Source organism: Bacillus sp. B2-WWTP-C-10-Post-4 (assembly GCF_009183805.1).
In the GTDB taxonomy this organism is placed as follows: domain Bacteria; phylum Bacillota; class Bacilli; order Bacillales; family Bacillaceae_G; genus Bacillus_A; species Bacillus_A cereus.
Genome location: NZ_WEII01000046.1, coordinates 20,349 through 42,553 on the forward strand (window position 1 = coordinate 20,349; position 22,205 = coordinate 42,553).

Genomic DNA, 22,205 nt, shown 5'->3' on the forward strand with positions numbered 1-22,205 from the left:
ATGGAGAGGAGTTTGGAGAGTGGAGCAAAAGGAATATAACTTGTATGATGTTGTAGAAATGAAGAAAGCCCATCCATGTGGCGAGAATCGTTGGAAAATTATTCGTATGGGAATGGATATCCGCATTAAGTGCGAGGGGTGTGACCATTCAGTAATGATTCCTCGAAGAGAGTTTGATCGTAAGGTGAAAAAAATACTTGTGAAGCACGAAGAATAGAGGGAGAGTAACAGTTACAGTAGGTAACTGTTACTTTTTTTCGTTTGGCGGAAACTTGTCATTTTTTTCGTTACTATCTATAATGATGAAAGATTGAGACATAGGAGTGAAAAATATGGGATTAACGGCTGGGATTGTTGGATTACCTAACGTAGGGAAGTCCACTTTATTTAATGCAATTACACAAGCAGGAGCAGAATCTGCGAACTATCCATTCTGTACAATTGATCCAAACGTAGGGATTGTAGAAGTACCAGATGAGCGTTTAAATAAATTAACGGAATTAGTAGAACCGAAAAAGACTGTTCCGACTGTATTCGAGTTTACTGATATTGCAGGTATTGTAAAAGGTGCTAGTAAAGGTGAAGGTTTAGGAAATAAATTCTTATCTCACATTCGTCAAGTAGATGCAATTTGCCAAGTTGTTCGTTGTTTTGAAGACGAAAATATTACGCACGTTTCAGGGAAAGTAGATCCAATTGATGATATTGAAACAATCAATTTAGAGCTAATTTTAGCGGACTTAGAGTCTGTTGATAAGCGTATCGAGCGTGTTGCGAAATTAGCAAGACAAAAAGATAAAGAAGCGGTATATGAGCATGAAATTTTAGTTCGTTTAAAAGAAGCTTTTGAAGAGGGAAAACCGGCTCGTACTGTTGAATTTACAGAAGAGCAGATGAAGGTTGTTAAAGGCCTTCATTTACTTACAACAAAAGAAATGTTATACGTAGCGAATGTAAGTGAAGACGATGTTATCGATCCTTCGGAAAATAAATACGTACAAATGGTAAAAGAATTTGCAGCAAATGAAAATTCTCAAGTAATCGTTGTATGTGCAAAAATCGAATCAGAAATCGCTGAATTAGACGAAGAAGAGAAAAAAGTATTCCTTGAAGAATTAGGAATTGAAGAGTCTGGTTTAGATCAATTAATTCGTGCAGCATATGACCTATTAGGACTTGCTACTTACTTTACAGCTGGCGTTCAAGAAGTACGTGCTTGGACATTTAAACAAGGAATGAAGGCACCGCAATGTGCTGGTGTTATTCATACAGACTTTGAGCGTGGATTTATTCGTGCAGAAACAGTTTCTTACGATGACTTAATGACAAACGGTTCTATGACAGCTGCAAAAGAAGCTGGAAAAGTACGTTTAGAAGGAAAAGAATATATCGTAAAAGACGGAGATGTTATGCACTTCCGTTTTAACGTTTAATTTAATATTTCCTAGGAAAAATAAAGATATGAGCTTGGCAAATATATTATATGTTTGCCAAGTTTTTTATGTATTGGTGAGTTGATTCATATAACTTACTATGATATAATCTAAACTCGTGAGTAATTACTATAAATTAATTGCTCCTTGCCCATTACGGGCCGTTTAGACCAAAAGGAGGTGAAAGTGTAATGAGAAAGTACGAAATTATGTACATCATTCGTCCTGGCGTTGAAGAAGAAGCTCAAAAAGCTTTAGTTGAACGTTTTGCAGGTGTTTTAACAAACAATGGTGCAGAAATCATTAACACGAAAGAGTGGGGTAAGCGTCGTTTAGCTTACGAAATCAACGACTTACGTGAAGGTTTCTACATGATCTTAAACGTGAAATCTAACGCAGAAGCGATTAATGAATTCGACCGTTTAGCTAAGATCAACGAAGACATCCTTCGTCATATCGTTGTTAAAGAAGAAGAAAAATAATTGATATATAAGGGAGAGTGGTTCGATTGATGAATCGTGTTATCCTCGTTGGTCGTTTAACTAAGGACCCTGACTTACGTTACACGCCCAATGGTGTTGCAGTAGCTACTTTTACGTTAGCTGTGAATCGCGCATTTGCCAATCAACAAGGTGAGCGTGAAGCTGACTTTATTAATTGTGTAATATGGCGTAAACAAGCAGAAAACGTAGCAAATTATTTGAAAAAAGGTAGCTTAGCAGGCGTAGATGGACGTCTTCAAACTCGTAATTACGAGGGACAAGATGGTAAACGTGTATACGTAACAGAAGTTCTTGCGGAAAGCGTGCAATTTTTAGAGCCGCGTAATGGCGGTGGGGAGCAACGTGGTTCATTTAATCAGCAACCATCAGGAGCTGGTTTCGGTAACCAAGGCTCTAACCCATTTGGTCAATCTAGTAATTCAGGTAACCAAGGTAACTCTGGATTTACGAAGAATGACGATCCATTTTCAAATGTAGGTCAACCGATCGACATTTCCGACGACGATTTACCGTTCTAATACAGTAAATTTGTTAGTTTTAACAAAGAATGGAGGGAAATAGACATGGCAGGACGCAAAGGTGGACGTGCGAAACGTCGTAAGGTGTGTTTCTTCACAGCTAACGGCATCACTCGCATTGACTATAAAGATGTTGATTTATTAAAACGTTTCGTTTCTGAGCGTGGTAAAATTTTACCTCGTCGTGTAACAGGAACAAGCGCGAAATACCAACGCAAACTTACAGTTGCAATTAAACGTGCTCGTCAAATGGCACTTTTACCATATGTTGGTGAATAATAGCGTATGAAATGCACAGTAGAGTCGGACTCTACTGTGCATTTTGCTATGCTTTTCTTTTTTGAAAGAGAGGTTAAAATGTGAAACAAGCAAGATTTATTACTGAAGGTGCCGCGTTGTTGGCTATATATGCAATGTTATTGCTTATATCTATGTATGTTCCGATTTTGGGTACAGTTGTAACTTTTGCGTTGCCGTTACCATTTATACTATTAATGATAAGACATAAACTATCTAATGTGCTCGTGGTTTTTGTAGCGGCACTTTTTGTTACTGTTATTGTGAGTCAACCGATGAATTTAGTGAAGACAATTATGTTTGGATTGATAGGGATTGTTTTAGGATATATGTATAAAACAAGAAAAAAGCCAGTGGAAATCTTAATAGCTGGGACGCTTGCATACTTAATTGGTTTTGTACTTATTTATGTTGCGAGTATAAAGTTTTTCAACATAGATATAATGAAGCAAATGCAAAGTATATTTAGTGAAAGTATGGCGAAAAGCGAAAAGATAGTAAGTGCTACAGGTATGCCGATTAGTAAGGAACAAAAAGAGTTACTTGCACAAATGAATGATATATTACAATCGTTACTTCCGAGTATACTTGTGCTAGTTTCAGTATGTTTTTCTTGGATTACAGTGATAATATCAGGTAGTGTTTTGAAAAAGTTAAAACATGACGTTATATCTTGGCCTAAATTTAAAGATATACAATTACCAAAGAGTATCATTTGGTATTACGTTATGTTTATTTTGTTAGCAACTTTTATAAAAGTAGAACCAACATCATATTTACATATGGTATTTTCTAACCTAAATGTCATATTTGCACTATTGCTTGTACTGCAAGGTCTGACATTTATCGCCTTTTTAGCGTATAGAAAAGGTTTTACTAAAGGGGTTCCTATTATTAGTTTTATTGCATGCATGTTTATTCCGATGCTGTTTCCTCTTGTGACAATCTTAGGTATAATTGACTTAGGGATTTCATTGCGTTCTAAAATAGGGGGATAAAATAATATTCCTTATACTATTTTAATCTGTTTAACTAACTGGAAGGTGAGTTAGTTTTACTTTATAGGAGTTGTATACATGCCTGAATTTGATAAGAAACAGTGGTTTTTATATCCTGTTTATGTATTGGCATTTTTTGTGTTTGTGCTCATTTCAATTCTCTGTTATTTTCATTTAATTATGGGGATAGCTGCTTTTGTCATTTTTTGTATCGTATTCTTTATCGTTATACGATTTGAACTTAATTTTCAAAGGAATTTCGAAAAGCATACGACAGATATGATTACAAGGGTAAAGAAAGTGAGTAATGAAGCATTTAACCAGATGCCGATTGGTATTTTGTTATACAATAAGGATTATGGGATTGATTGGGCAAATCCTTATTTATCTTCATGTCTGGGACAGCATGCATTAGCTGGATGGCACCTTTACGATGTATCAGAAGCATTACTTCTTTTCATTAAAGGAGAAACTTCTGATGATATAGTCTCTTTAAATAATCGAAAGTTTCGCGTTTTTGTAAGGAAAGAAGAAAAGTTAATTTATTTCTTTGATGTAACGGAACAAACAGAAATCGAAAAGATGTACGAGGATCAAAGGACTGTTTTAGCTGTCATCTATTTGGATAATTATGATGAAGTTACACAAGGATTAGATGATCAATTACGTACGAATATAACAAGTCTTGTGACATCGCGACTAAATGAATGGGCACTTAAGTATGGGGCGTATTTAAAACGTGCATCTTCAGAAAGATTCTTCGTTGTGCTAAATGAAAGTATTTTGACGCAGATGGAAAAAGGGAAATTTAGCATTTTAGATCAGGTGCGTGAAGAAACATCTAAAAGGAATATACCACTTACATTAAGTGTGGGTGTCGGATCAGGTGATTTACCTTTATCAGAGCTTGGAGCAATGGCTCAATCTGGTTTAGATCTTGCGCTTGGGCGTGGGGGAGACCAAGTAGCTATTAAACAAGCGACAGGTAAAGTTAAGTTCTATGGAGGTAAGACAAATCCGGTTGAAAAACGTACCCGTGTACGCGCTAGGGTCATTTCGCATGCGTTAAAGGATTTAGTATTAGAAAGTAGTAATGTCATTATTATGGGGCATAGGGCTCCCGATATGGACGCAATTGGTGCTGCGATTGGTATTTTAAAAGTGGCTCAATTAAATGAGCGTAAAGGATATATTGTGTTAGATGAAAATGATTCCGATAAAGGAATTAAGCGTTTGATGGACAAAGTGAAACAAAATGAGGAGTTATGGTCTCGTTTTATTACTCCAGAGCAAGCGATGGAATTTGCAAATGATGAGTCGTTACTTGTTGTTGTCGATACGCATAAACCTTCTATGGTGATGGAGCAAAAACTGTTACATAAAATTGAAAATGTAGTAGTTATTGATCATCATCGCCGTGGAGAAGATTTTATTGAAGATCCATTGCTAGTTTATATGGAACCATATGCTTCTTCAACAGCAGAATTGGTTACAGAATTACTTGAGTATCAACCTAAAAATTTAAAGATGACAATGTTAGAAGCGACGGCATTGTTAGCGGGTATTATTGTCGACACGAAAAGTTTCACATTCCGGACAGGGGCTCGTACATTTGATGCTGCTTCTTATTTACGCTCACATGGTGCAGATACTGTACTTGTACAAGAACTTTTAAAGGAAGATATGGATCAGTATTTACGGGTTGCAAAAGCTATAAAAAATGCGTACATTTATAAAAATGGAATTGCGATTGCTAAAGTTGATAGTGATGATTACTACGATCAAGTGCTTATTGCGCAATCGGCAGACACGTTATTAACGATGACAGGGATTATTGCATCATTTGTTGTTGCGAAACGTGGCGAGAATCTCATTGGAATTAGCAGCAGGTCTTTAGGTGAAGTGAATGTGCAGCTAATTATGGAAAACTTAGGTGGTGGCGGGCATTTGACGAATGCAGCCACACAGATGAAAAATGTTACAGTAGATGAAGCTGAGGAGAAGCTTCGATTTGTTATTGATGACTATTTACAGGGAGGCACACAATCATGAAAGTAATTTTTCTAAAAGATGTAAAAGGTAAAGGTAAAAAAGGAGAAGTAAAAAACGTACCAGATGGCTATGCAAATAACTTCTTATTAAAACAAGGATTAGCTGCTGAAGCAACAAATAGCAGTATGAAAACTTTAGAAGCTCAAAAGCGTAAAGAAGAAAAAGATGCAGCAGCAGAGCTTGAAAATGCAAAAGAGTTAAAAGAGACTTTAGAGAAATTAACTGTAGAATTAAAGGCGAAATCTGGAGAAGGTGGCCGTTTATTTGGTTCTATCACAAGCAAACAAATCGTAGATGCAATGCAAAAATCACACAAGATTAAGCTTGATAAACGTAAATTTGAAATGGACGATGCAATCCGCGCGTTAGGTTATACAAACGTTACTGTGAAATTGCATCCACAAGTAACAGCAACAGTAAAAGTTCATGTTAGTGAACAATAAAAATAAATTAAGCAAGGAGGATTGCGTATGAGTGATGTACTTGCTGATCGTACCCCTCCGCATAATATAGAGGCTGAGCAGGCGGTTTTAGGGGCCATATTGATTGATCAAGATGCGTTAACTTCAGCATCAGAGTTATTGGTACCTGATTCGTTCTATCGAACGAAACATCAAAAGATTTTTGAAGTCATGCTTGGGCTATCTGATAAGGGAGAGCCGATCGACTTAGTAATGATGACATCAGCAATGGCTGATCAAGGATTACTAGAAGAAGTTGGTGGGGTTTCTTACTTAGCAGAGTTAGCAGAAGTTGTGCCAACTGCAGCTAACGTAGAATATTACGCACGCATCATCGCTGAAAAGGCGCTTTTACGTCGTTTAATTCGCACGGCGACTCATATTGTATCGGATGGATACGAGAGAGAAGATGATGTGGATGGTCTTTTAAATGAGGCTGAGAAAAAAATATTAGAAGTATCCCATCAAACGAATGCAAAAGCATTCCAAAACATTAAAGATGTTCTTGTAGATGCTTATGACAAAATTGAACTTTTGCATAATCAAAAGGGTGAAGTTACTGGGATACCAACTGGGTTTACTGAATTAGATAAGATGACAGCAGGTTTCCAACGAAATGATTTAATTATCGTGGCAGCACGTCCATCAGTAGGGAAAACGGCATTTTCATTAAATATTGCACAAAACGTAGCGACGAAAACGGATGAAAATGTAGCGATTTTTAGTTTGGAGATGGGTGCTGATCAGCTTGTTATGCGTATGCTTTGTGCAGAAGGGAATATTGATGCACAAAGACTTCGTACTGGTTCATTAACTTCCGATGATTGGGCAAAATTAACAATGGCAATGGGGAGTCTCTCAAATGCTGGTATATATATTGATGATACGCCAGGTATTAAAGTAAATGAGATTCGAGCAAAATGTCGTAGATTAAAGCAAGAACAAGGTCTTGGTATGATTTTGATTGACTATTTGCAGCTTATTCAAGGAAGTGGGAAATCAGGAGAAAACCGTCAGCAGGAAGTATCTGAGATTTCTCGTACCTTAAAAGGGATTGCACGTGAATTGCAAGTGCCTGTTATTGCTTTATCACAGTTATCTCGTGGTGTAGAATCTCGTCAAGATAAACGCCCGATGATGTCTGATATTCGTGAATCCGGAAGTATTGAGCAGGATGCTGATATTGTAGCTTTCCTATATCGTGAAGACTACTATGATCGAGAAACGGAAAACAAAAATACAATTGAAATTATTATTGCAAAACAACGTAACGGTCCAGTAGGTTCAGTGGAACTTGCATTCGTCAAAGAGTTCAATAAGTTCGTTAACTTAGAACGTCGTTTTGAGGATGGACATGCTCCACCGGCATAAAGGCAGTATAAAAAAGAAACACATTTCTTATAATAAGATGTGTTTCTTTTTTTTTTATAAGAAAGATAAGGCTTTCATAAGTTAAATATATAATTCTTACGAACGAAAATGTTTTTTTGTGAAAAAATGTTCGCTTTTCGGTTGACTTCTCTTTCGGTTTTGGTACAATTATATTGTTTGAATAGATCGTTTGAAAATTGCGGAGGTGCTTTAATAATGTCTTCAGTAGTAGTTGTAGGAACACAATGGGGCGATGAAGGAAAAGGTAAAATCACTGATTTTCTTTCTGAGCATGCGGAAGTAGTTGCAAGATATCAAGGTGGAAATAACGCGGGACATACAATTGTTTTCGGCGGAGTTAAATATAAATTACACTTAATTCCATCTGGTATTTTCTATAAAGAGAAAATTTGTGTAATCGGAAACGGATTAGTAGTAGATCCAAAAGCATTACTTGAAGAGTTAAAATACTTACACGATCGTGGTGTAAGTACTGATAATTTACGTGTAAGTAACCGTGCACATGTTATTTTACCTTACCACTTAAAGCAAGATGAGTTAGAAGAAGCAAGTAAAGGTGATAACAAAATCGGTACAACGAAAAAAGGTATCGGTCCTGCATATATGGATAAAGCTGCTCGTATTGGTATTCGTATGGCTGATCTTTTAGACCGTGAAGCATTTAAAGAGAAGCTTGAGCGCAATTTAGTAGAAAAAAATCGTTTATTTGAAAAAATGTACGATACAGAAGGTTTCACTGTAGAAGAAATTTTCGAAGAGTACTTCGAGTACGGGCAACAAATCGCGCAATATGTATGTGATACATCTGTTGTATTAAATGATGCATTAGATAATAATCACCGTGTATTATTTGAAGGTGCGCAAGGTGTTATGCTTGATATTGACCACGGTACGTACCCGTTCGTTACATCTTCTAACCCAATTGCTGGTGGTGTAACAGTTGGAACTGGAGTTGGTCCTGCGAAAGTTACTCGCGTTGTAGGTGTATGTAAAGCATATACAAGCCGCGTTGGTGATGGTCCATTCCCTACGGAGCTTCATGATGAAATTGGTCATCAAATTCGTGAAGTTGGTCGCGAGTATGGAACGACAACTGGTCGTCCACGCCGCGTAGGTTGGTTCGATAGCGTTGTTGTAAGACATGCACGTCGTGTTAGTGGTTTAACGGATCTATCATTAAATTCTATCGACGTTTTAACAGGTATTCCAACTCTTAAAATTTGTGTTGCTTACAAATACAATGGTGAAGTTATTGATGAAGTTCCAGCTAACTTAAACATTTTAGCAAAATGTGAGCCTGTATATGAAGAGCTTCCAGGTTGGGAAGAAGATATTACTGGTGTAAAATCATTAGATGAACTTCCTGAAAATGCACGAAAATACGTAGAACGTGTTTCTGAGTTAACAGGAATTCAAATATCTATGTTCTCAGTTGGACCAGATCGTAACCAAACAAATATTGTTCGTAACGTATACGAAGCTTAATTAATAGTGTTTAGAAAAAACTCATGTCCGCATGAGTTTTTTCTTATTCTTTTATAAAAAAACGAAAAAAGTATTGCAATAAATACAGAATACATGTTATGATACATCTTGTCGTCACGAAAATATGACGTTGGTGAGTATGAGCCATTAGCTCAGTTGGTAGAGCATCTGACTTTTAATCAGAGGGTCGAAGGTTCGAGTCCTTCATGGCTCACCATTTTATTTTTCGTGGCCCGTTGGTCAAGTGGTTAAGACACCGCCCTTTCACGGCGGTAACACGGGTTCGAATCCCGTACGGGTCATGTTTTTTTTTGCTTATTTTTGGTCCCGTGGTGTAGTGGTTAACATGCCTGCCTGTCACGCAGGAGATCGCCGGTTCGACCCCGGTCGGGACCGCCACTTTTGTTTATACCACCATTAGTGGTTTTATATATAGTTTTGGCTCGGTAGCTCAGTCGGTAGAGCAGAGGACTGAAAATCCTCGTGTCGGCGGTTCGATTCCGTCCCGAGCCACTCTCAGGATATTAAGTGGGCCCACTTAATATCCTTTTTATTTATGTAATTTTACAAAACTGAGTAGTTATTTTAAAATAGAACGAGGAGCCTCTAGCAGTTGAAGCTAGAGGTTTTTCTATAGATCGTATAAGATGCCGTGTAAAAGTGGATCATACATGAGTCTATGAGAATAGAGGAGAAAATACTTAAACAAAGGATGCGGTCATATAGGACATACTATGTAAACATCAATATGTTTAGGGATTATTGACCATATTTTTATAAGGAGGAAATAGACGATGATGGGAAAGAAAATTTTAGTAGTTGATGATGAAAAGCCGATTGCAGATATTTTGAAGTTTAACTTAGAAAAAGAAGGTTTTGAAATAGTAATGGCACATGATGGTGATGAAGCAATTGAAAAGGCTAATGAAGAGCAACCAGATATGGTTTTATTAGATATTATGCTACCAGGTAAAGACGGCTTAGAGGTTTGCCGTGAAATACGTAAAAGCTCAGAAATGCCGATTATTATGCTTACAGCAAAGGACTCTGAGATTGATAAAGTATTAGGGCTTGAGCTTGGGGCAGATGATTATGTAACGAAGCCATTTAGTACAAGGGAATTACTTGCTCGTGTGAAGGCGAATTTACGCCGCCATCAACAAGGTGGTGCTGCGGAAAAAGAAGAAAATACAGAAATGGTTATTGGACCAATTGTGATTAATCCAAATGCATATAGTGTAACGAAGCGCGAGGAAAATATCGAGCTTACACATCGTGAATTTGAGTTGCTACATTATTTAGCGAAACATTTAGGACAAGTTATGACACGCGAACATTTATTACAAACAGTTTGGGGTTATGACTATTTTGGAGATGTGCGCACAGTAGACGTTACAGTACGTCGTTTGCGTGAAAAAATTGAAGATAATCCAAGCCATCCTACTTTAATTGTAACTAGACGTGGAGTAGGGTATTACTTGCGTGACCCAGAGCAGGAATAGTATATGAAGAAAGTTGGTTTTTTTCAATCTATTCATTTAAAATTTGTGCTTATATATATGCTATTAATATTAATAGCGATGCAAGTTATTGGAGTATATTTCGTAAGGGAATTAGAGAAGAGCTTAGTACAAGGTTTTAGGGATTCTTTAACGCAGCAAACAAACTTATTATCATATAATTTGAAGCAAGAGTTTAAAAAAAGTTATACAAAAGCAGAAACAGAGTCAACAGATGAAACGATTAAAACGTCAATTCGAAAATTTGCCTCTGATCAGAAGAAAGTTATACAAGAGGTAAGTGTATTTGATTCGCACAGAAAGTTACTGGCTATTTCAGATGAATCAAAGCAGAATAAGGTGAATCGAACATCAACTGATATAGCTGTTCAGCGAGTGTTAGTACAAAAAAAGCCAGAAGTGAAAATTGAGAAGGATGGTAGTACAGGTCATCGTGTTCAAGTTATGCTTACTCCGATTCTAGATGATAACGGTAAGGATGCGCTTGGTGTTATTTACATTGTGGCATCTATGGAAGATGTATATAAACAAATGAAGGATATAAATCAAATTTTTGCTACGGGAACAGTAATTGCTTTATTAGTAACGGCCGTACTTGGGATTTTGTTGGCTCAAACAATTACAAGACCAATTTCAGATATGCGGAGACAAGCAATCGAAATGGCAAAAGGAAATTATTCCAGAAAAGTAAAAGTGCATAGCCATGATGAAATTGGACAACTGGCATTATCCTTCAATAATTTATCGAAAAAATTACAACAAGCTCGTTCTTCTACAGAAAGTGAAAGGCGTAAATTATCATCTGTTTTATCACATATGACAGATGGAGTAATTGCTACTGATCGAAAAGGGGATATTATTTTACTAAATGACCCTGCGGAAAAGATGTTAAATGTTTCTCGTGAAACAGCGCTCGATCAATCTGTTTTAGAGGTATTAGGGATACAGGAAGAATTTACGCTCGATCATTTATATGAAGAGCCAGATTCTGTTTTATTAGATTTTAGTACGAGAAATGAACCATATATTTTACGTGCTAGTTTCTCTGTTATTCAAAAAGAAACAGGGAAGGCAAACGGCTTAATTGCTGTACTATATGATGTAACAGAGCAGGAACGTATAGAACGGGAACGCCGTGAGTTTGTGGCAAATGTCTCTCATGAATTAAGGACGCCATTAACGACGATGCGCAGTTATTTAGAGGCACTTACAGATGGAGCATGGCAGGATCCAAATATTGCACCACAATTTTTAACGGTTACACAAGAAGAAACAGAAAGAATGATTAGACTTGTAAATGCGTTGTTACAGCTATCTAAACTGGATAGTACAGAGCATCGTTTAATGAAAGAATGGGTCGACTTTACTGATTTCTTTAATAATATTATTGATCGCTTTGAAATGTCTAAAGAGCAAAATGTAAGTTTCAAACGATCTTTCTCTAAGAAATCTAGATTTATTGATATGGATACTGACAAAATTACTCAAGTGCTGTATAACATTATTTCTAACGCATTAAAGTATTCACCAGAAGGTGGAACAGTAACATATCGTTTACGTGATCGCGGTGATTTATTAGAAATTAGTGTAAGTGACCAAGGAATGGGTATTCCAAAAGAAAACGTTGATAAAATCTTTGAACGTTTTTATCGCGTAGATAAAGCTCGTTCAAGACAAATGGGTGGTACGGGACTTGGATTAGCAATTGCAAAAGAAATGATTGAGGCACATGGTGGCTCTATTTGGGCGAAGAGTGAAGAAGGAAAAGGGACAACTATTTATTTCACGTTACCAATGGCAGCAGATGAAGAGGACGATTGGGAATGAGTATGGAAAACTTTAAAACAATAGTTTTAATTAACCTAGTTGTAATTAGCCTATTTCTTACTTTTAATCTATGGACGTATGTGCCAGATTCTACATCCATGCAAAACGCGAAATTTGTACAGGGGAATGAAGGAATGAACCAAACTAAAATTTCCGATGTTGTCCGTCCTACTTCTATCATCGTGCATAAAGATAAAAATCATTATGGGAGCAGAAGAGAGGCAGATATAGAATCAATCTATAAGCCCCTGGAAGTAGGGGAACTACATGATTTTAGAGAGATATCAATCACTAAGGGTGATTTCCTTTCATATGTGCATGGTGAAGGGAAAGTTGAACTTGTTTTCCCTACCGATATCCCATTTGATGCAGTTAAATCCATGTTTAACATGAAAGAGAAAAGTACAGATAAGCCTAAACACTTTAATCGTATTCTCCTTGATCCTTCTAGAAGTAAGGATCAAGAAATTAAAATTAACTTTGTTTCTGATGGTGATAACTTTAAAATATACGAGGCAAAATTAAGTGGCTTGTATTTAAAAGATATTGTAAATGCCCAAAATCAATTTATAGTATCAGCAAAACCTTATTTTGATTATCAACTCAATGATATGAAAAAATTATTTTTACCAGATGGAACGACAGAGTTAAGCAATATAACATATATTTCATCTAATTTAGCAGTTGATACGTTTAAGAATGCTCTGTTTAGTGATCCTCGTTATTTAAGTCCGATTACCGAGATGTCGAAAGAAACATTTACAGATGGTATTAGATCCATGGAAATTGAAAACGATCGTCACATGCTAAAGTATAAAAACTCTTCTGTCTTAACTGAGAAAACGATAGATAATTTAATGCTTTTACAAAAAAGCTTTGAATTTGTAAGTGGTCACAGTGGGAGTTTGGATTCATATCGTTTGGACTATATGAATAAAGGAGAGACAGTATTTCGCTTAAATGAAGATGGATATCCAGTATTCAATGCAGATGGATTAGCGGAATTAAGACAAGTATGGGGATCAGAAGAAGTAATGGAATATGAAAGACCGTTGCTGTCTTTAAATACTAAAGGTATAGAACAGAAGGTTACTCTTCCGTCAGGGCATGTTGTAATAGCATCCCTAGAAAATAATCCAGAGATAAAGAAACAAGTAATTAAGGATATTGGCATTGGATACAAGTTATCACTAGATGGGCAAGTGGTTCGACTACAACCAATTTGGTATGTAAAGCTTGTTGAAGATGAAACAGGTAAACAGAAAATCTATGAGTGGAGTGAGGGAGGACTAAATGGATTGGGATCGGATTAAAACCATATTTATTGTGACCTTTTTTGTTTTGGACCTCTTTCTCATTTTCCAATTCATTCAAAAGCAAGATAGTAATCAATTGGAGCTTATTGCAGAAACAAAGATAGATCAAGAATTAAAAGCAAATAAAATTACGATGGGAAATATCCCTAAAGAACCGAAAAAAGAGTCATTTATTAGAGCGGAAAATAAAGCCTTTAAAGAAGAAGATATACAGTCTTTGAAAAATCAAACGGTGCATATACAAAATATGTACAAGATAGAAAGTAAGCTAAAAGAGCCTTTTTTAAATACGAAATCATTATCAAAAGATAAGTATAATGAATTTTTGAAGAACTATGTATTGGATGGACAAAAATATGAATTTGGAGCGGTGAAAGACTCTAAAATTTATTTCTTCCAAAAATATAAAGATAAGCCTATTTTCTATAATAATCAGGCGATGATTGTTGTGGAATTAAATGAAAAAAATGAACTTGTTTCATATACGCAGACAATGCTAACTGATTTAAAAGAAATGGGCGAAGGTGAAAAAACGAAAGAGCAAGAAATTATTACGGCTCAAACAGCTTTAGAAAATTTGTATTTAAAAAATAAAATTCATGGAAATACGCATGTTAAAGAAGCGCAAATTGGTTATGCCACTCTTACCGCATCTACTTCTAATAACCAAGTACTTGCTCCAACGTGGAATTTAAAAACGGAGCAGAAGCAGGACTTCTTTGTGAATGCAATTGAAGGACAAGTTATGGAATTAGGAGAAAAGGAAAATCAAGTGGTTGATGAACATACTGGAGTGAGAAAGAATGGGGTTGCATTTTAGCGTACTTGCAAGTGGAAGTACAGGAAATATGCTATACGTAGGAACCGATGAAAAAAAATTACTAGTCGACGCAGGTTTAAGTGGTAAAGCAACAGAGGCTTTATTTAAACAAGCAGAACTAAATATAAATGATGTATCAGGTATTCTTGTAACGCATGAGCATAGTGATCATATTAAAGGATTAGGTGTATTGGCACGTAAATATGATTTACCTGTTTATGCGAATGAGAAAACATGGAATGCAATGGAACATTTAATAGGAAATATCCCAACTGAACAAAAGTTTATTTTCTCAGTTGGTGATGTGAAAACATTTGGTGATATTGAAGTCGAGTCATTTGGAGTTTCTCATGATGCGGCAGAACCGATGTTTTATGCTTTCCATAACAATAATAGGAAATTAGCGCTTATTACAGATACGGGATACGTAAGTGACCGTATGAAGGGCGTTATTAAGGGAGCTAATGCTTTCGTATTTGAAAGTAATCATGATGTAGAAATGCTTCGTATGGGACGTTATCCATGGAGCATTAAACGACGTATTTTAAGTGACGTTGGGCATGTTTGTAATGAGGATGCTGCATTAGCGATGGCAGATGTAATTACAGATGAGACAAAGCATATTTATTTAGCTCATTTAAGCTTAGATAATAACATGAAAGAACTAGCGCGTATGTCAGTATCACAAGTACTAGAGGAAAAAGGATTTGGAGTGGGTGAATCCTTTGAAATTCACGATACAGATCCAAAAATGCCTACAAAAATTCAATACGTATAATTCTTCATTTTAGTAAACAATAAAGGTGAATATAGTTGTTTTCAGGAAGATAGGTGAACAAATATGTCCTTTATTGATGAAGAAAGTTATCGTATGAAACGTGCAGGAAAAAAGAAGCACAAAGGTATAGTTCTTTCGAGTATAGCGGGAACAATTGTAGGAGCTTCTTTATTTGCGTTTGGAGCGCCTTTATTTTCGAATTCTGCTGATACGCTTCCGCAAGCTGAAGCAAGCGGAAGTAATATGGCTGAAGCTCAAGGGATTAAACAGATTAGCTTTGTAGATGCTGTTGATCGTGCATCTGAAGCTGTTGTGGGTATTATTAACATTCAACGAGATAATTTTTCAGAGGCAGATTCAGAGGCCGGTACAGGATCAGGAGTAATTTATAAAAAGACAGATGGTAAAGCTTATATTGTAACGAATAATCATGTTGTAGCTGGAGCGAATCGTATTGAAGTAAGTCTAAGTGATGGTAAGAAGGTTCCTGGAAAAGTATTAGGAACCGATGTAGTCACAGATTTAGCTGTATTAGAAATAGATGCAAAGCATGTGAAAAAAATAATTGAAATTGGCGATTCTAATACTGTTCGCAGAGGAGAACCAGTTATTGCGATTGGAAACCCACTTGGACTGCAATTTTCTGGAACAGTTACACAAGGTATTATTTCAGCTAATGAACGTATTGTCCCTGTAGATTTAGATCAAGATGGACATTATGATTGGCAAGTAGAAGTGTTACAAACAGATGCAGCGATTAATCCGGGGAATAGTGGTGGTGCGCTTGTAAATGCAGCAGGACAATTAATTGGTATTAATTCAATGAAAATTGCTGCAAAAGAAGTAGAAGGAATCGGCCTTGCTATTCCGGTGACTAGAGCTGTTCCGATTATGAATGAACTTGAGAAGTATGGAAAAGTAAGAAGACCGTATGTTGGGATTGAACTTAGGTCATTAAATGAAATCCCAAACTATTATTGGTCAAAAACATTACATTTACCAGGTACTGTAACAGAGGGCGTTTGTATTTTGGATGTGAAAAGTCCTTCGCCAGGTGCGGATGCTGGTTTAAGAGAACATGATGTTATTGTGGCAGTAGATGGAAAACCGATTCGCGATATTATTGGATTCCGTACGGCCTTATATGATAAGGAAATTAATGATAAAATGACTCTTACGTTTTATCGTGGTACAAAAAGAGTAACAACAACAGTGAACTTAGGCATTCAAAAGTATTAAAAACAGGAGGGCCTACCTCCTGTTTTCTATTGTAGAAAAGTGAGGTGTAGAAAATGAATTTACCTTGTTGTTTAGAACATGTTGAATTAGCGTTAGATATTATTGTGGATGAGTGTGAAGTTGCACCAGTTATCAACAATGTGGATAACTCAGGAAAAGAGAAAAAACCATGTGGATTTTGTCAAAATGAGGCGATATATGTTGTATCGAACACAGATTCTCACACAATATGTGGGTAGTATTTGTGGATATGTGGATAAGTTTTGTGGATAACATGTTTGTAAGGTGGAGGATACGTGTGAATATCTCGATTATTTCAATTGGGAAATTAAAAGAAAAATATTTGAAACAAGGTATAGCAGAATACTTAAAACGATTATCTGCATACGCAAAAGTAGAAGTAATTGAATTACCTGATGAAAAGGCGCCAGAAAATTTAAGTGAAGCAGAAATGTTAATTGTAAAGGAAAAAGAAGGTATACGTATACTCGATAAAATTTCTGATGACACGCATGTGATTGCATTAGCTATAGAAGGAAAGCAAAAGTCATCAGAAGAATTTGCGGTAAGTCTAGATCGCCTTGCTACATACGGAAAGAGTAAAGTTGCATTTGTAATTGGTGGATCACTGGGACTAAGCTCAGAAGTGATGAAGCGTTCAAATGAATCACTTTCTTTTTCAAAGATGACATTGCCACATCAATTAATGCGATTAGTGTTGCTTGAGCAAGTGTATAGAGCATTTCGGATTAATCGTGGAGAACCGTATCATAAGTAATGTATTCTATGTAAAACACTGATATTATCATATTTATTTTATTATGCCTATAATTGGAGGCTATGTGAATGGTAAGTGATCAGACGAGATATTCTAGACTCGCAAATATAACAAAAATAATAAATACGAAATTAGAACTACGTGACGTATTGCAGCGTGTGACAATGGCGATATCAGAGGAAATTGTTAGGTGCGATGCTGTTGGAATTTATTTACCCCAGGAAGATGGAACATTTAGAGGGTTTGCAGGAAAACCAGAGACTATAAATGGCGTAACGCTCGATACTCAAGTAATTGATCCTGAAATAGACTTACTGGCAAAAGAGGTTATTGAAACGAAAAAAACCATCTATATTCCTGATACCTCAAAGGATCATCGACCAGATCCGAGACCGGTTAATGCATTCAAAATTAAGTCCTTATTAGCTCTGCCTATCTCATTTGGGCAAGAGTTATTTGGTCTAGTTTTTTTATTTGATTATGGAATTCCGATGAATTTAACAGATTCAGAAATTCAAAGTGTTGAAGCTTATGTAAATATGGCTGCGGTTGCAATTCAAAACACAAATAATTTAAAACAAAAGGAAAACCTTATTGCTGAGAAGCAGCTGTTACTAAATGTTACACGTGATTTATCAATGTGTTCCTCGATACAGGAGAGTTTTGATAAATGCTTTTTTTACCTAGAACAGATTTTAGAGAGTAAAAATATGACTGCCCATCTTCTAGATCCGCTAGATAAAACAACAATTAAAACAACGAAATTAAGTAAGGGCTGTCATTGGACAGAAGCGGATTGGACAGAGAAAAGCTATGAAGCCAAGATTCAAGAAGTTATTCAAACAAAAAATATAGATAGTAAGGGTCTATTGATGATTCCATTGGTTTCAATTGGAGAAGTATTAGGGGTAATCGTCGTTGGCAAAGAAGGAAAAGCTCACAATTATGATCATTCTCAACTTCAACTAGCAAAATCTATCGTTGATGCCACAGCCCCTACGTTTTCGAATTTGTCATATATGGATCAACTAGAAAGCATAGTGGAAGAGCGAACGAGAGAGCTAGCTGCTGCTAATGAAAAAGTTACAAGTGTGATTGAATGTATTACGGATGGATTTTTTATTTTAAATAATAAATGGGAATTTACGTACGTAAATAAGCACCAATATTTTCCTAAAAGAAAAACAGCAAAAGATGTATTAGGAAAGAATATATGGGATGTTTTCCCGAGTGAAATCGACACAGTTATGTATAAGGAATTTCATCGTGCGATGTCAGAGCGAACTACAGTTCATTTCGAATTTCTTTCTACTGCAGATGAATATTGGCACGAAGTTATTGCATACCCGTATGATGATGGTATTTGTTGTATTTTTAAAAACATAACGGAAAAAAAGAAATATGAACAGGAATTGAAAAGATTATCCAACATAGATTTAATAGGGCAAATGGCAGCAGGTATCAGCCATGAAATTAGAAATCCAATGACAACAGTACTAGGATTTTTACAGTTATTAAAAGAAGAGAATACCTATGAGAAACATAATAAGTACTTTCATTTAATGATTGAAGAACTTAACCGTGCCAATTCTATTATTACTGAATTTCTCTCAATGGGTAATACAAGGAAATCGGATTTGCAGATGTTAGATTTAAATTCAATTATCCACGATATTATTCCTTTAATAAAGATTGATACGTACAATCAAAATAAATATATTCAAGTCGATACAAATGACATTCCAGAATTACTTTTAAATCGTAATGAAATACGGCAATTATTAATGAATCTATATCGTAATGGCTTAGAAGCGATGAATACAGGGAAAGTTCTAACCATTAGCACTTACAAGGAAGGTCAAAATTGTGTGGTGCTTGCAGTGCGGGATCAAGGAAAAGGTATCAGGCCTGAAGTATTAGAGAAACTGGGTACGCCGTTTTACACGACCAAAGATAATGGAACTGGATTGGGGCTAGGTGTATGTTATGCCATTGCTGCCCGCCATAATGCAAAAATAGAAATTCAAACAGGATCGGAAGGCACTACCTTTTTTGTTAAATTTAATTATGAAAATAATAAAAAATAACCTTATTTAGAATAGTTACGGTGAACCGTATCATAAATAAATTTATTCTTTGCATATAAAAGGATAAAAAGACCATTGGACAAAAATTACCGATGGTCTTTTAAATATTATTAGATGGTATGTAGATTTCCTAAAATAAGTATGTTTCTATTTCCATAAAAATATGCTGTAATATGAAGAGGAAAAAGTATAAGTAGTTAGAGAAGTGAGGAATTAAAGGTGAAGAAGTTTAAGAAGTTTTACTTGGAGATTACGAGTGTATGTAATCTTGCGTGTAGCTTTTGTCCGCCGACGGAAAGGCAGAAGCAATTCATTTCTGTGGAGGATTTTGCTAAAAGATTAGACCAAATTAAACCTCACACAGACTACATTTATTTGCACGTGAAGGGTGAGCCGTTGCTCCACCCGAAAATAGATCAACTATTAGACTTAAGTCATGAAAAAGGGTTTAAAGTTAATATTACAACGAACGGAACGTTAATTAATAAGAGAAGACATAGGCTGTTAAATAAGCCTGCGTTAAGACAAATGAATTTTTCACTGCATAGTTTTGATGGACATCCAGGTTCGCAAGATAAAGAGGGCTATGTAAGGAGTATACTTTCCTTCATTAGGGAAGCGACAAGTCAATCAGATTTAATTGTATCGTTAAGGTTATGGAATTTAACTCAGGATAATAAAACGAATGCTGAAATCCAGAAAAATAGAGAGTTATTATCTATAATTGAAAATGAATTTGATCTATCTTATCAAATTGAAGAGAAGCTTACACCAGGAAAAGGTATAAAAATTGCAGAACGTGTCTTTATTAATCAAGACTATGAATTCCAGTGGCCAGCATTACATGAAGAAGAGGATGATGGGAAAGGATTCTGTCATGGACTTCGTAATCAAGCGGGTATTTTAGCGAATGGAACAGTTATTCCTTGTTGTTTAGATGGTGAAGGGATTATTAACCTTGGGAATATTAATAATGATTCATTTTCTAACATTATCGAAGGTGAAAGAGCAACAAACATTGTCGATGGATTTTCGAAAAGAGTTGCGGTTGAAGAACTTTGCAGGAAATGTGGATATCGCAAACGGTTTGGGAAGTAAATATGAAATAAGCCCTCATAAAGCGAGGGCTTATTTTTTATACTTGATAAGAATGCTCTAATTTATCAATTAATGAACCAACGTAAGAAACAGCTTTACGGATTGCATCTGGTTTTGACATATCTACTCCGGCATGTTTCATTGTACCACCAGCGATCAATAGCAGGTTGTACTTCCTCTTTAATCATTTGAGCTACTGCAGTGGATGCAGTGTGTGCTGCCTTTTTTGTAGTATTTCTAGTAACGATTTACGGAAAGGTTCAAGTTAATTTAAGAATTAATATACTTTGTCACCATTGAAAATCGAGTTTTTCACGACAACATAATCTACAGTACGAATAGCATCTAATTTTGTTCCACCAGCGTAAGAGATAGAAGATTGAAGATCTTGTTCCATTTCGATTAACGTATCTTCTAAAGAACCTTTATGCTCAACGAACATTTTCTTACCTTCAACGTTTTTCTTCTCACCCTTTTGGAATTCAGAAGCAGAACCGAAGTATTCTTTATAAAGTTTGCCATCTCTTTCAATTGTTTCCCCTGGAGACTCTTCGTGACCAGCGAATAGAGAACCGATCATGACCATAGTTGCCCCAAATCGTATAGATTTAGCTACGTCGCCGTGTGTACGAATACCACCATCAGCGATAATTGGCTTACTTGCAGCTTTTGCACACCAGCGAAGTGCAGCTAGCTGCCAACCACCAGTTCCGAAGCCTGTTTTAATTTTAGTAATACAAACTTTACCAGGTCCAATACCAACTTTTGTTGCATCGGCACCAGCATTTTCTAATTCTCTTACCGCTTCTGGAGTTCCAACGTTTCCAGCGATAACGAAGCTCTCTGGTAAATGTTTTTTAATATGTTGAATCATGTTAATCACAGCATTAGAATGACCGTGTGCGATATCAATCGTGATATATTCAGGTGTCAGTTGCTCAGCAGCTAATTGTTGTACAAATTCATATTCGTCCTCTTTTACACCAACGCTGATAGAAGCGATTAATCCACGTGATTGCATATCTCTAATGAATGAGATTCGTTTCTCTGGTTGGAAACGATGCATGATATAAAAGTAGTTGTTCTCAGCTAAATAAGTTGCAATTCTTTCATCAATAATCGTTTGCATATTTGCAGGTACGACAGGTAATTTAAATTTATGTTTTCCTAAAGTGACAGTTGTATCACATTCAGAGCGGCTATTTACAATACATTTTGCAGGAATTAATTGAATATCTTCATAGTCGAATACGTTTTCCATCATTTACACCCCTAAAATACGAATATTTTATTTTTATTAATCAAAAATGTTCGTCCATAGGATAATTTACATTATTTTTATTAAGAAGTCAAAGGATTTCTTAACATTTTTTGAAAAAGTAGATTTTATATCTGAAAAACAACGTTAAAAACGAATTTAAAACGTTTTTTTATTTTTATTGTTCGTTTATGAAAAAAGTTGAAAAATTAAGATAATTATACAAGGTTGTATGTATTCTTTTTATTTTTTTGGAGTGGATGTAGGATACTATGAAAAGGTTAATGCTAACAATACGAGAAAAAGATGTTATCAAGTAGTTGAACATTATATGAAATGATAAGG

At 35.8% G+C, this 22,205-nt stretch carries 21 protein-coding genes, 4 tRNA genes and 1 pseudogene; 24 read left to right on the top strand and 2 right to left on the bottom strand.

The genetic code is table 11. The annotated features are described in order from the left end of the window. Window positions 1-19: 19 nt before the first annotated feature. From GBN78_RS17985 to GBN78_RS18100, 24 genes are all read left to right on the top strand, one after another. Window positions 20-217, top strand: coding sequence for a DUF951 domain-containing protein (locus GBN78_RS17985; protein ID WP_000435485.1), 198 nt, complete (start codon window positions 20-22; stop codon window positions 215-217). Between the two features lie 115 nt (window positions 218-332). Further along, a complete protein-coding gene (gene ychF / locus GBN78_RS17990; RefSeq protein ID WP_000524672.1) occupies window positions 333-1,433 on the top strand; it encodes a redox-regulated ATPase YchF in 1,101 nt (366 codons plus the stop codon). A 191-nt stretch (window positions 1,434-1,624) separates the two neighbouring features. Then, the gene (gene rpsF, locus GBN78_RS17995) at window positions 1,625-1,915 is read left to right on the top strand and encodes a 30S ribosomal protein S6 (RefSeq protein ID WP_001233778.1); all 291 of its coding nucleotides are present in this window, start codon (window positions 1,625-1,627) and stop codon (window positions 1,913-1,915) included. Window positions 1,916-1,941: 26 nt separating this feature from the next. After that, window positions 1,942-2,454, top strand: a complete 513-nt coding sequence (gene ssb / locus GBN78_RS18000) for a single-stranded DNA-binding protein (protein ID WP_000981966.1) — start codon at window positions 1,942-1,944, stop codon at window positions 2,452-2,454. Window positions 2,455-2,499: 45 nt separating this feature from the next. Further along, window positions 2,500-2,733 (top strand): 30S ribosomal protein S18, encoded by a 234-nt coding sequence (gene rpsR / locus GBN78_RS18005; RefSeq protein WP_000918873.1) that lies wholly within the window; start codon window positions 2,500-2,502, stop codon window positions 2,731-2,733. Between the two features lie 80 nt (window positions 2,734-2,813). Beyond that, entirely contained in the window at window positions 2,814-3,749 is a 936-nt protein-coding gene (locus tag GBN78_RS18010) for a YybS family protein (RefSeq protein WP_141444334.1), read from the top strand. A 78-nt stretch (window positions 3,750-3,827) separates the two neighbouring features. Next, complete coding sequence (locus tag GBN78_RS18015) at window positions 3,828-5,801, top strand: DHH family phosphoesterase (protein ID WP_098300440.1); 1,974 nt, start codon at window positions 3,828-3,830, stop codon at window positions 5,799-5,801. Continuing rightward, entirely contained in the window at window positions 5,798-6,244 is a 447-nt protein-coding gene (gene rplI / locus GBN78_RS18020) for a 50S ribosomal protein L9 (protein WP_000864228.1), read from the top strand. The genes GBN78_RS18015 and rplI overlap by 4 nt, the downstream gene beginning before the upstream one ends. Before the next feature lie 27 nt (window positions 6,245-6,271). Further along, the gene (dnaB, locus tag GBN78_RS18025) at window positions 6,272-7,633 is read left to right on the top strand and encodes a replicative DNA helicase (RefSeq protein WP_001286148.1); all 1,362 of its coding nucleotides are present in this window, start codon (window positions 6,272-6,274) and stop codon (window positions 7,631-7,633) included. A 216-nt stretch (window positions 7,634-7,849) separates the two neighbouring features. After that, window positions 7,850-9,139, top strand: coding sequence for an adenylosuccinate synthase (locus GBN78_RS18030; protein ID WP_000100238.1), 1,290 nt, complete (start codon window positions 7,850-7,852; stop codon window positions 9,137-9,139). A 141-nt stretch (window positions 9,140-9,280) separates the two neighbouring features. Further along, window positions 9,281-9,356 (top strand) — tRNA-Lys (locus tag GBN78_RS18035). A gap of 13 nt (window positions 9,357-9,369) precedes the next feature. Continuing rightward, a tRNA-Glu gene (locus tag GBN78_RS18040) sits at window positions 9,370-9,441 on the top strand. 21 nt (window positions 9,442-9,462) lie between these two features. After that, window positions 9,463-9,538: transfer RNA gene (locus GBN78_RS18045), tRNA-Asp, on the top strand. Window positions 9,539-9,579: 41 nt separating this feature from the next. Then, a tRNA-Phe gene (locus GBN78_RS18050) sits at window positions 9,580-9,652 on the top strand. A gap of 281 nt (window positions 9,653-9,933) precedes the next feature. Then, window positions 9,934-10,641, top strand: coding sequence for a cell wall metabolism DNA-binding response regulator WalR (walR, locus tag GBN78_RS18055; protein WP_000971865.1), 708 nt, complete (start codon window positions 9,934-9,936; stop codon window positions 10,639-10,641). Between the two features lie 3 nt (window positions 10,642-10,644). Next, window positions 10,645-12,486, top strand: coding sequence for a cell wall metabolism sensor histidine kinase WalK (walK, locus tag GBN78_RS18060; protein WP_000755367.1), 1,842 nt, complete (start codon window positions 10,645-10,647; stop codon window positions 12,484-12,486). Beyond that, entirely contained in the window at window positions 12,483-13,799 is a 1,317-nt protein-coding gene (locus tag GBN78_RS18065; RefSeq protein ID WP_000061563.1) for a YycH family regulatory protein, read from the top strand. Before walK ends, GBN78_RS18065 begins: the two co-directional genes overlap by 4 nt. After that, window positions 13,780-14,622: a two-component system regulatory protein YycI gene (locus GBN78_RS18070; RefSeq protein ID WP_000383740.1), complete on the top strand. Its 843-nt coding sequence runs from the start codon at window positions 13,780-13,782 to the stop codon at window positions 14,620-14,622. Before GBN78_RS18065 ends, GBN78_RS18070 begins: the two co-directional genes overlap by 20 nt. Further along, entirely contained in the window at window positions 14,606-15,400 is a 795-nt protein-coding gene (locus GBN78_RS18075) for an MBL fold metallo-hydrolase (protein ID WP_000522837.1), read from the top strand. Before GBN78_RS18070 ends, GBN78_RS18075 begins: the two co-directional genes overlap by 17 nt. A 63-nt stretch (window positions 15,401-15,463) precedes the next feature. Further along, window positions 15,464-16,639 (top strand): S1C family serine protease, encoded by a 1,176-nt coding sequence (locus GBN78_RS18080; protein ID WP_152127575.1) that lies wholly within the window; start codon window positions 15,464-15,466, stop codon window positions 16,637-16,639. 53 nt (window positions 16,640-16,692) lie between these two features. After that, window positions 16,693-16,878 carry a CxxH/CxxC protein gene (locus GBN78_RS18085; protein WP_152127576.1) on the top strand — a complete coding sequence of 62 codons (186 nt, stop codon included), beginning with the start codon at window positions 16,693-16,695 and terminating at the stop codon, window positions 16,876-16,878. 59 nt (window positions 16,879-16,937) lie between these two features. Beyond that, window positions 16,938-17,417 carry a 23S rRNA (pseudouridine(1915)-N(3))-methyltransferase RlmH gene (gene rlmH, locus GBN78_RS18090; protein ID WP_001027003.1) on the top strand — a complete coding sequence of 160 codons (480 nt, stop codon included), beginning with the start codon at window positions 16,938-16,940 and terminating at the stop codon, window positions 17,415-17,417. Between the two features lie 68 nt (window positions 17,418-17,485). After that, window positions 17,486-19,504 carry a GAF domain-containing sensor histidine kinase gene (locus tag GBN78_RS18095; protein WP_000253110.1) on the top strand — a complete coding sequence of 673 codons (2,019 nt, stop codon included), beginning with the start codon at window positions 17,486-17,488 and terminating at the stop codon, window positions 19,502-19,504. A 219-nt stretch (window positions 19,505-19,723) separates the two neighbouring features. Then, window positions 19,724-20,602: a radical SAM/SPASM domain-containing protein gene (locus GBN78_RS18100; RefSeq protein WP_000713633.1), complete on the top strand. Its 879-nt coding sequence runs from the start codon at window positions 19,724-19,726 to the stop codon at window positions 20,600-20,602. Window positions 20,603-20,639: 37 nt separating this feature from the next. Here the strand turns inward: GBN78_RS18100 and GBN78_RS31190 are convergent. Together GBN78_RS31190 and guaC are read right to left on the bottom strand one after the other, a co-directional pair. Then, window positions 20,640-20,832, bottom strand: a pseudogene (locus tag GBN78_RS31190) (oligoendopeptidase F); the annotation flags it as partial. A gap of 47 nt (window positions 20,833-20,879) precedes the next feature. Further along, window positions 20,880-21,863, bottom strand: coding sequence for a GMP reductase (gene guaC / locus GBN78_RS18110; protein ID WP_000432447.1), 984 nt, complete (start codon window positions 21,861-21,863; stop codon window positions 20,880-20,882). Between the last annotated feature and the right edge of the window lie 342 nt (window positions 21,864-22,205).

Excerpts from the sequence above, each read along its gene's own strand:
- walR (WP_000971865.1), top strand. The coding sequence starts at position 9,934 with ATGATGGGAAAGAAAATTTTAGTAGTTGATGATGAAAAGCCGATTGCA.
- GBN78_RS18030 (WP_000100238.1), top strand. The coding sequence starts at position 7,850 with ATGTCTTCAGTAGTAGTTGTAGGAACACAATGGGGCGATGAAGGAAAA.
- GBN78_RS18070 (WP_000383740.1), top strand. The coding sequence starts at position 13,780 with ATGGATTGGGATCGGATTAAAACCATATTTATTGTGACCTTTTTTGTT.
- dnaB (WP_001286148.1), top strand. The coding sequence starts at position 6,272 with ATGAGTGATGTACTTGCTGATCGTACCCCTCCGCATAATATAGAGGCT.
- rpsR (WP_000918873.1), top strand. The coding sequence starts at position 2,500 with ATGGCAGGACGCAAAGGTGGACGTGCGAAACGTCGTAAGGTGTGTTTC.
- walK (WP_000755367.1), top strand. The coding sequence starts at position 10,645 with ATGAAGAAAGTTGGTTTTTTTCAATCTATTCATTTAAAATTTGTGCTT.
- guaC (WP_000432447.1), bottom strand. The coding sequence starts at position 21,863 with ATGGAAAACGTATTCGACTATGAAGATATTCAATTAATTCCTGCAAAA.
- GBN78_RS18065 (WP_000061563.1), top strand. The coding sequence starts at position 12,483 with ATGAGTATGGAAAACTTTAAAACAATAGTTTTAATTAACCTAGTTGTA.
- ychF (WP_000524672.1), top strand. The coding sequence starts at position 333 with ATGGGATTAACGGCTGGGATTGTTGGATTACCTAACGTAGGGAAGTCC.
- GBN78_RS18095 (WP_000253110.1), top strand. The coding sequence starts at position 17,486 with ATGGTAAGTGATCAGACGAGATATTCTAGACTCGCAAATATAACAAAA.
- rpsF (WP_001233778.1), top strand. The coding sequence starts at position 1,625 with ATGAGAAAGTACGAAATTATGTACATCATTCGTCCTGGCGTTGAAGAA.
- GBN78_RS18080 (WP_152127575.1), top strand. The coding sequence starts at position 15,464 with ATGTCCTTTATTGATGAAGAAAGTTATCGTATGAAACGTGCAGGAAAA.
- GBN78_RS18015 (WP_098300440.1), top strand. The coding sequence starts at position 3,828 with ATGCCTGAATTTGATAAGAAACAGTGGTTTTTATATCCTGTTTATGTA.
- rplI (WP_000864228.1), top strand. The coding sequence starts at position 5,798 with ATGAAAGTAATTTTTCTAAAAGATGTAAAAGGTAAAGGTAAAAAAGGA.
- GBN78_RS18075 (WP_000522837.1), top strand. The coding sequence starts at position 14,606 with ATGGGGTTGCATTTTAGCGTACTTGCAAGTGGAAGTACAGGAAATATG.
- GBN78_RS18085 (WP_152127576.1), top strand. The coding sequence starts at position 16,693 with ATGAATTTACCTTGTTGTTTAGAACATGTTGAATTAGCGTTAGATATT.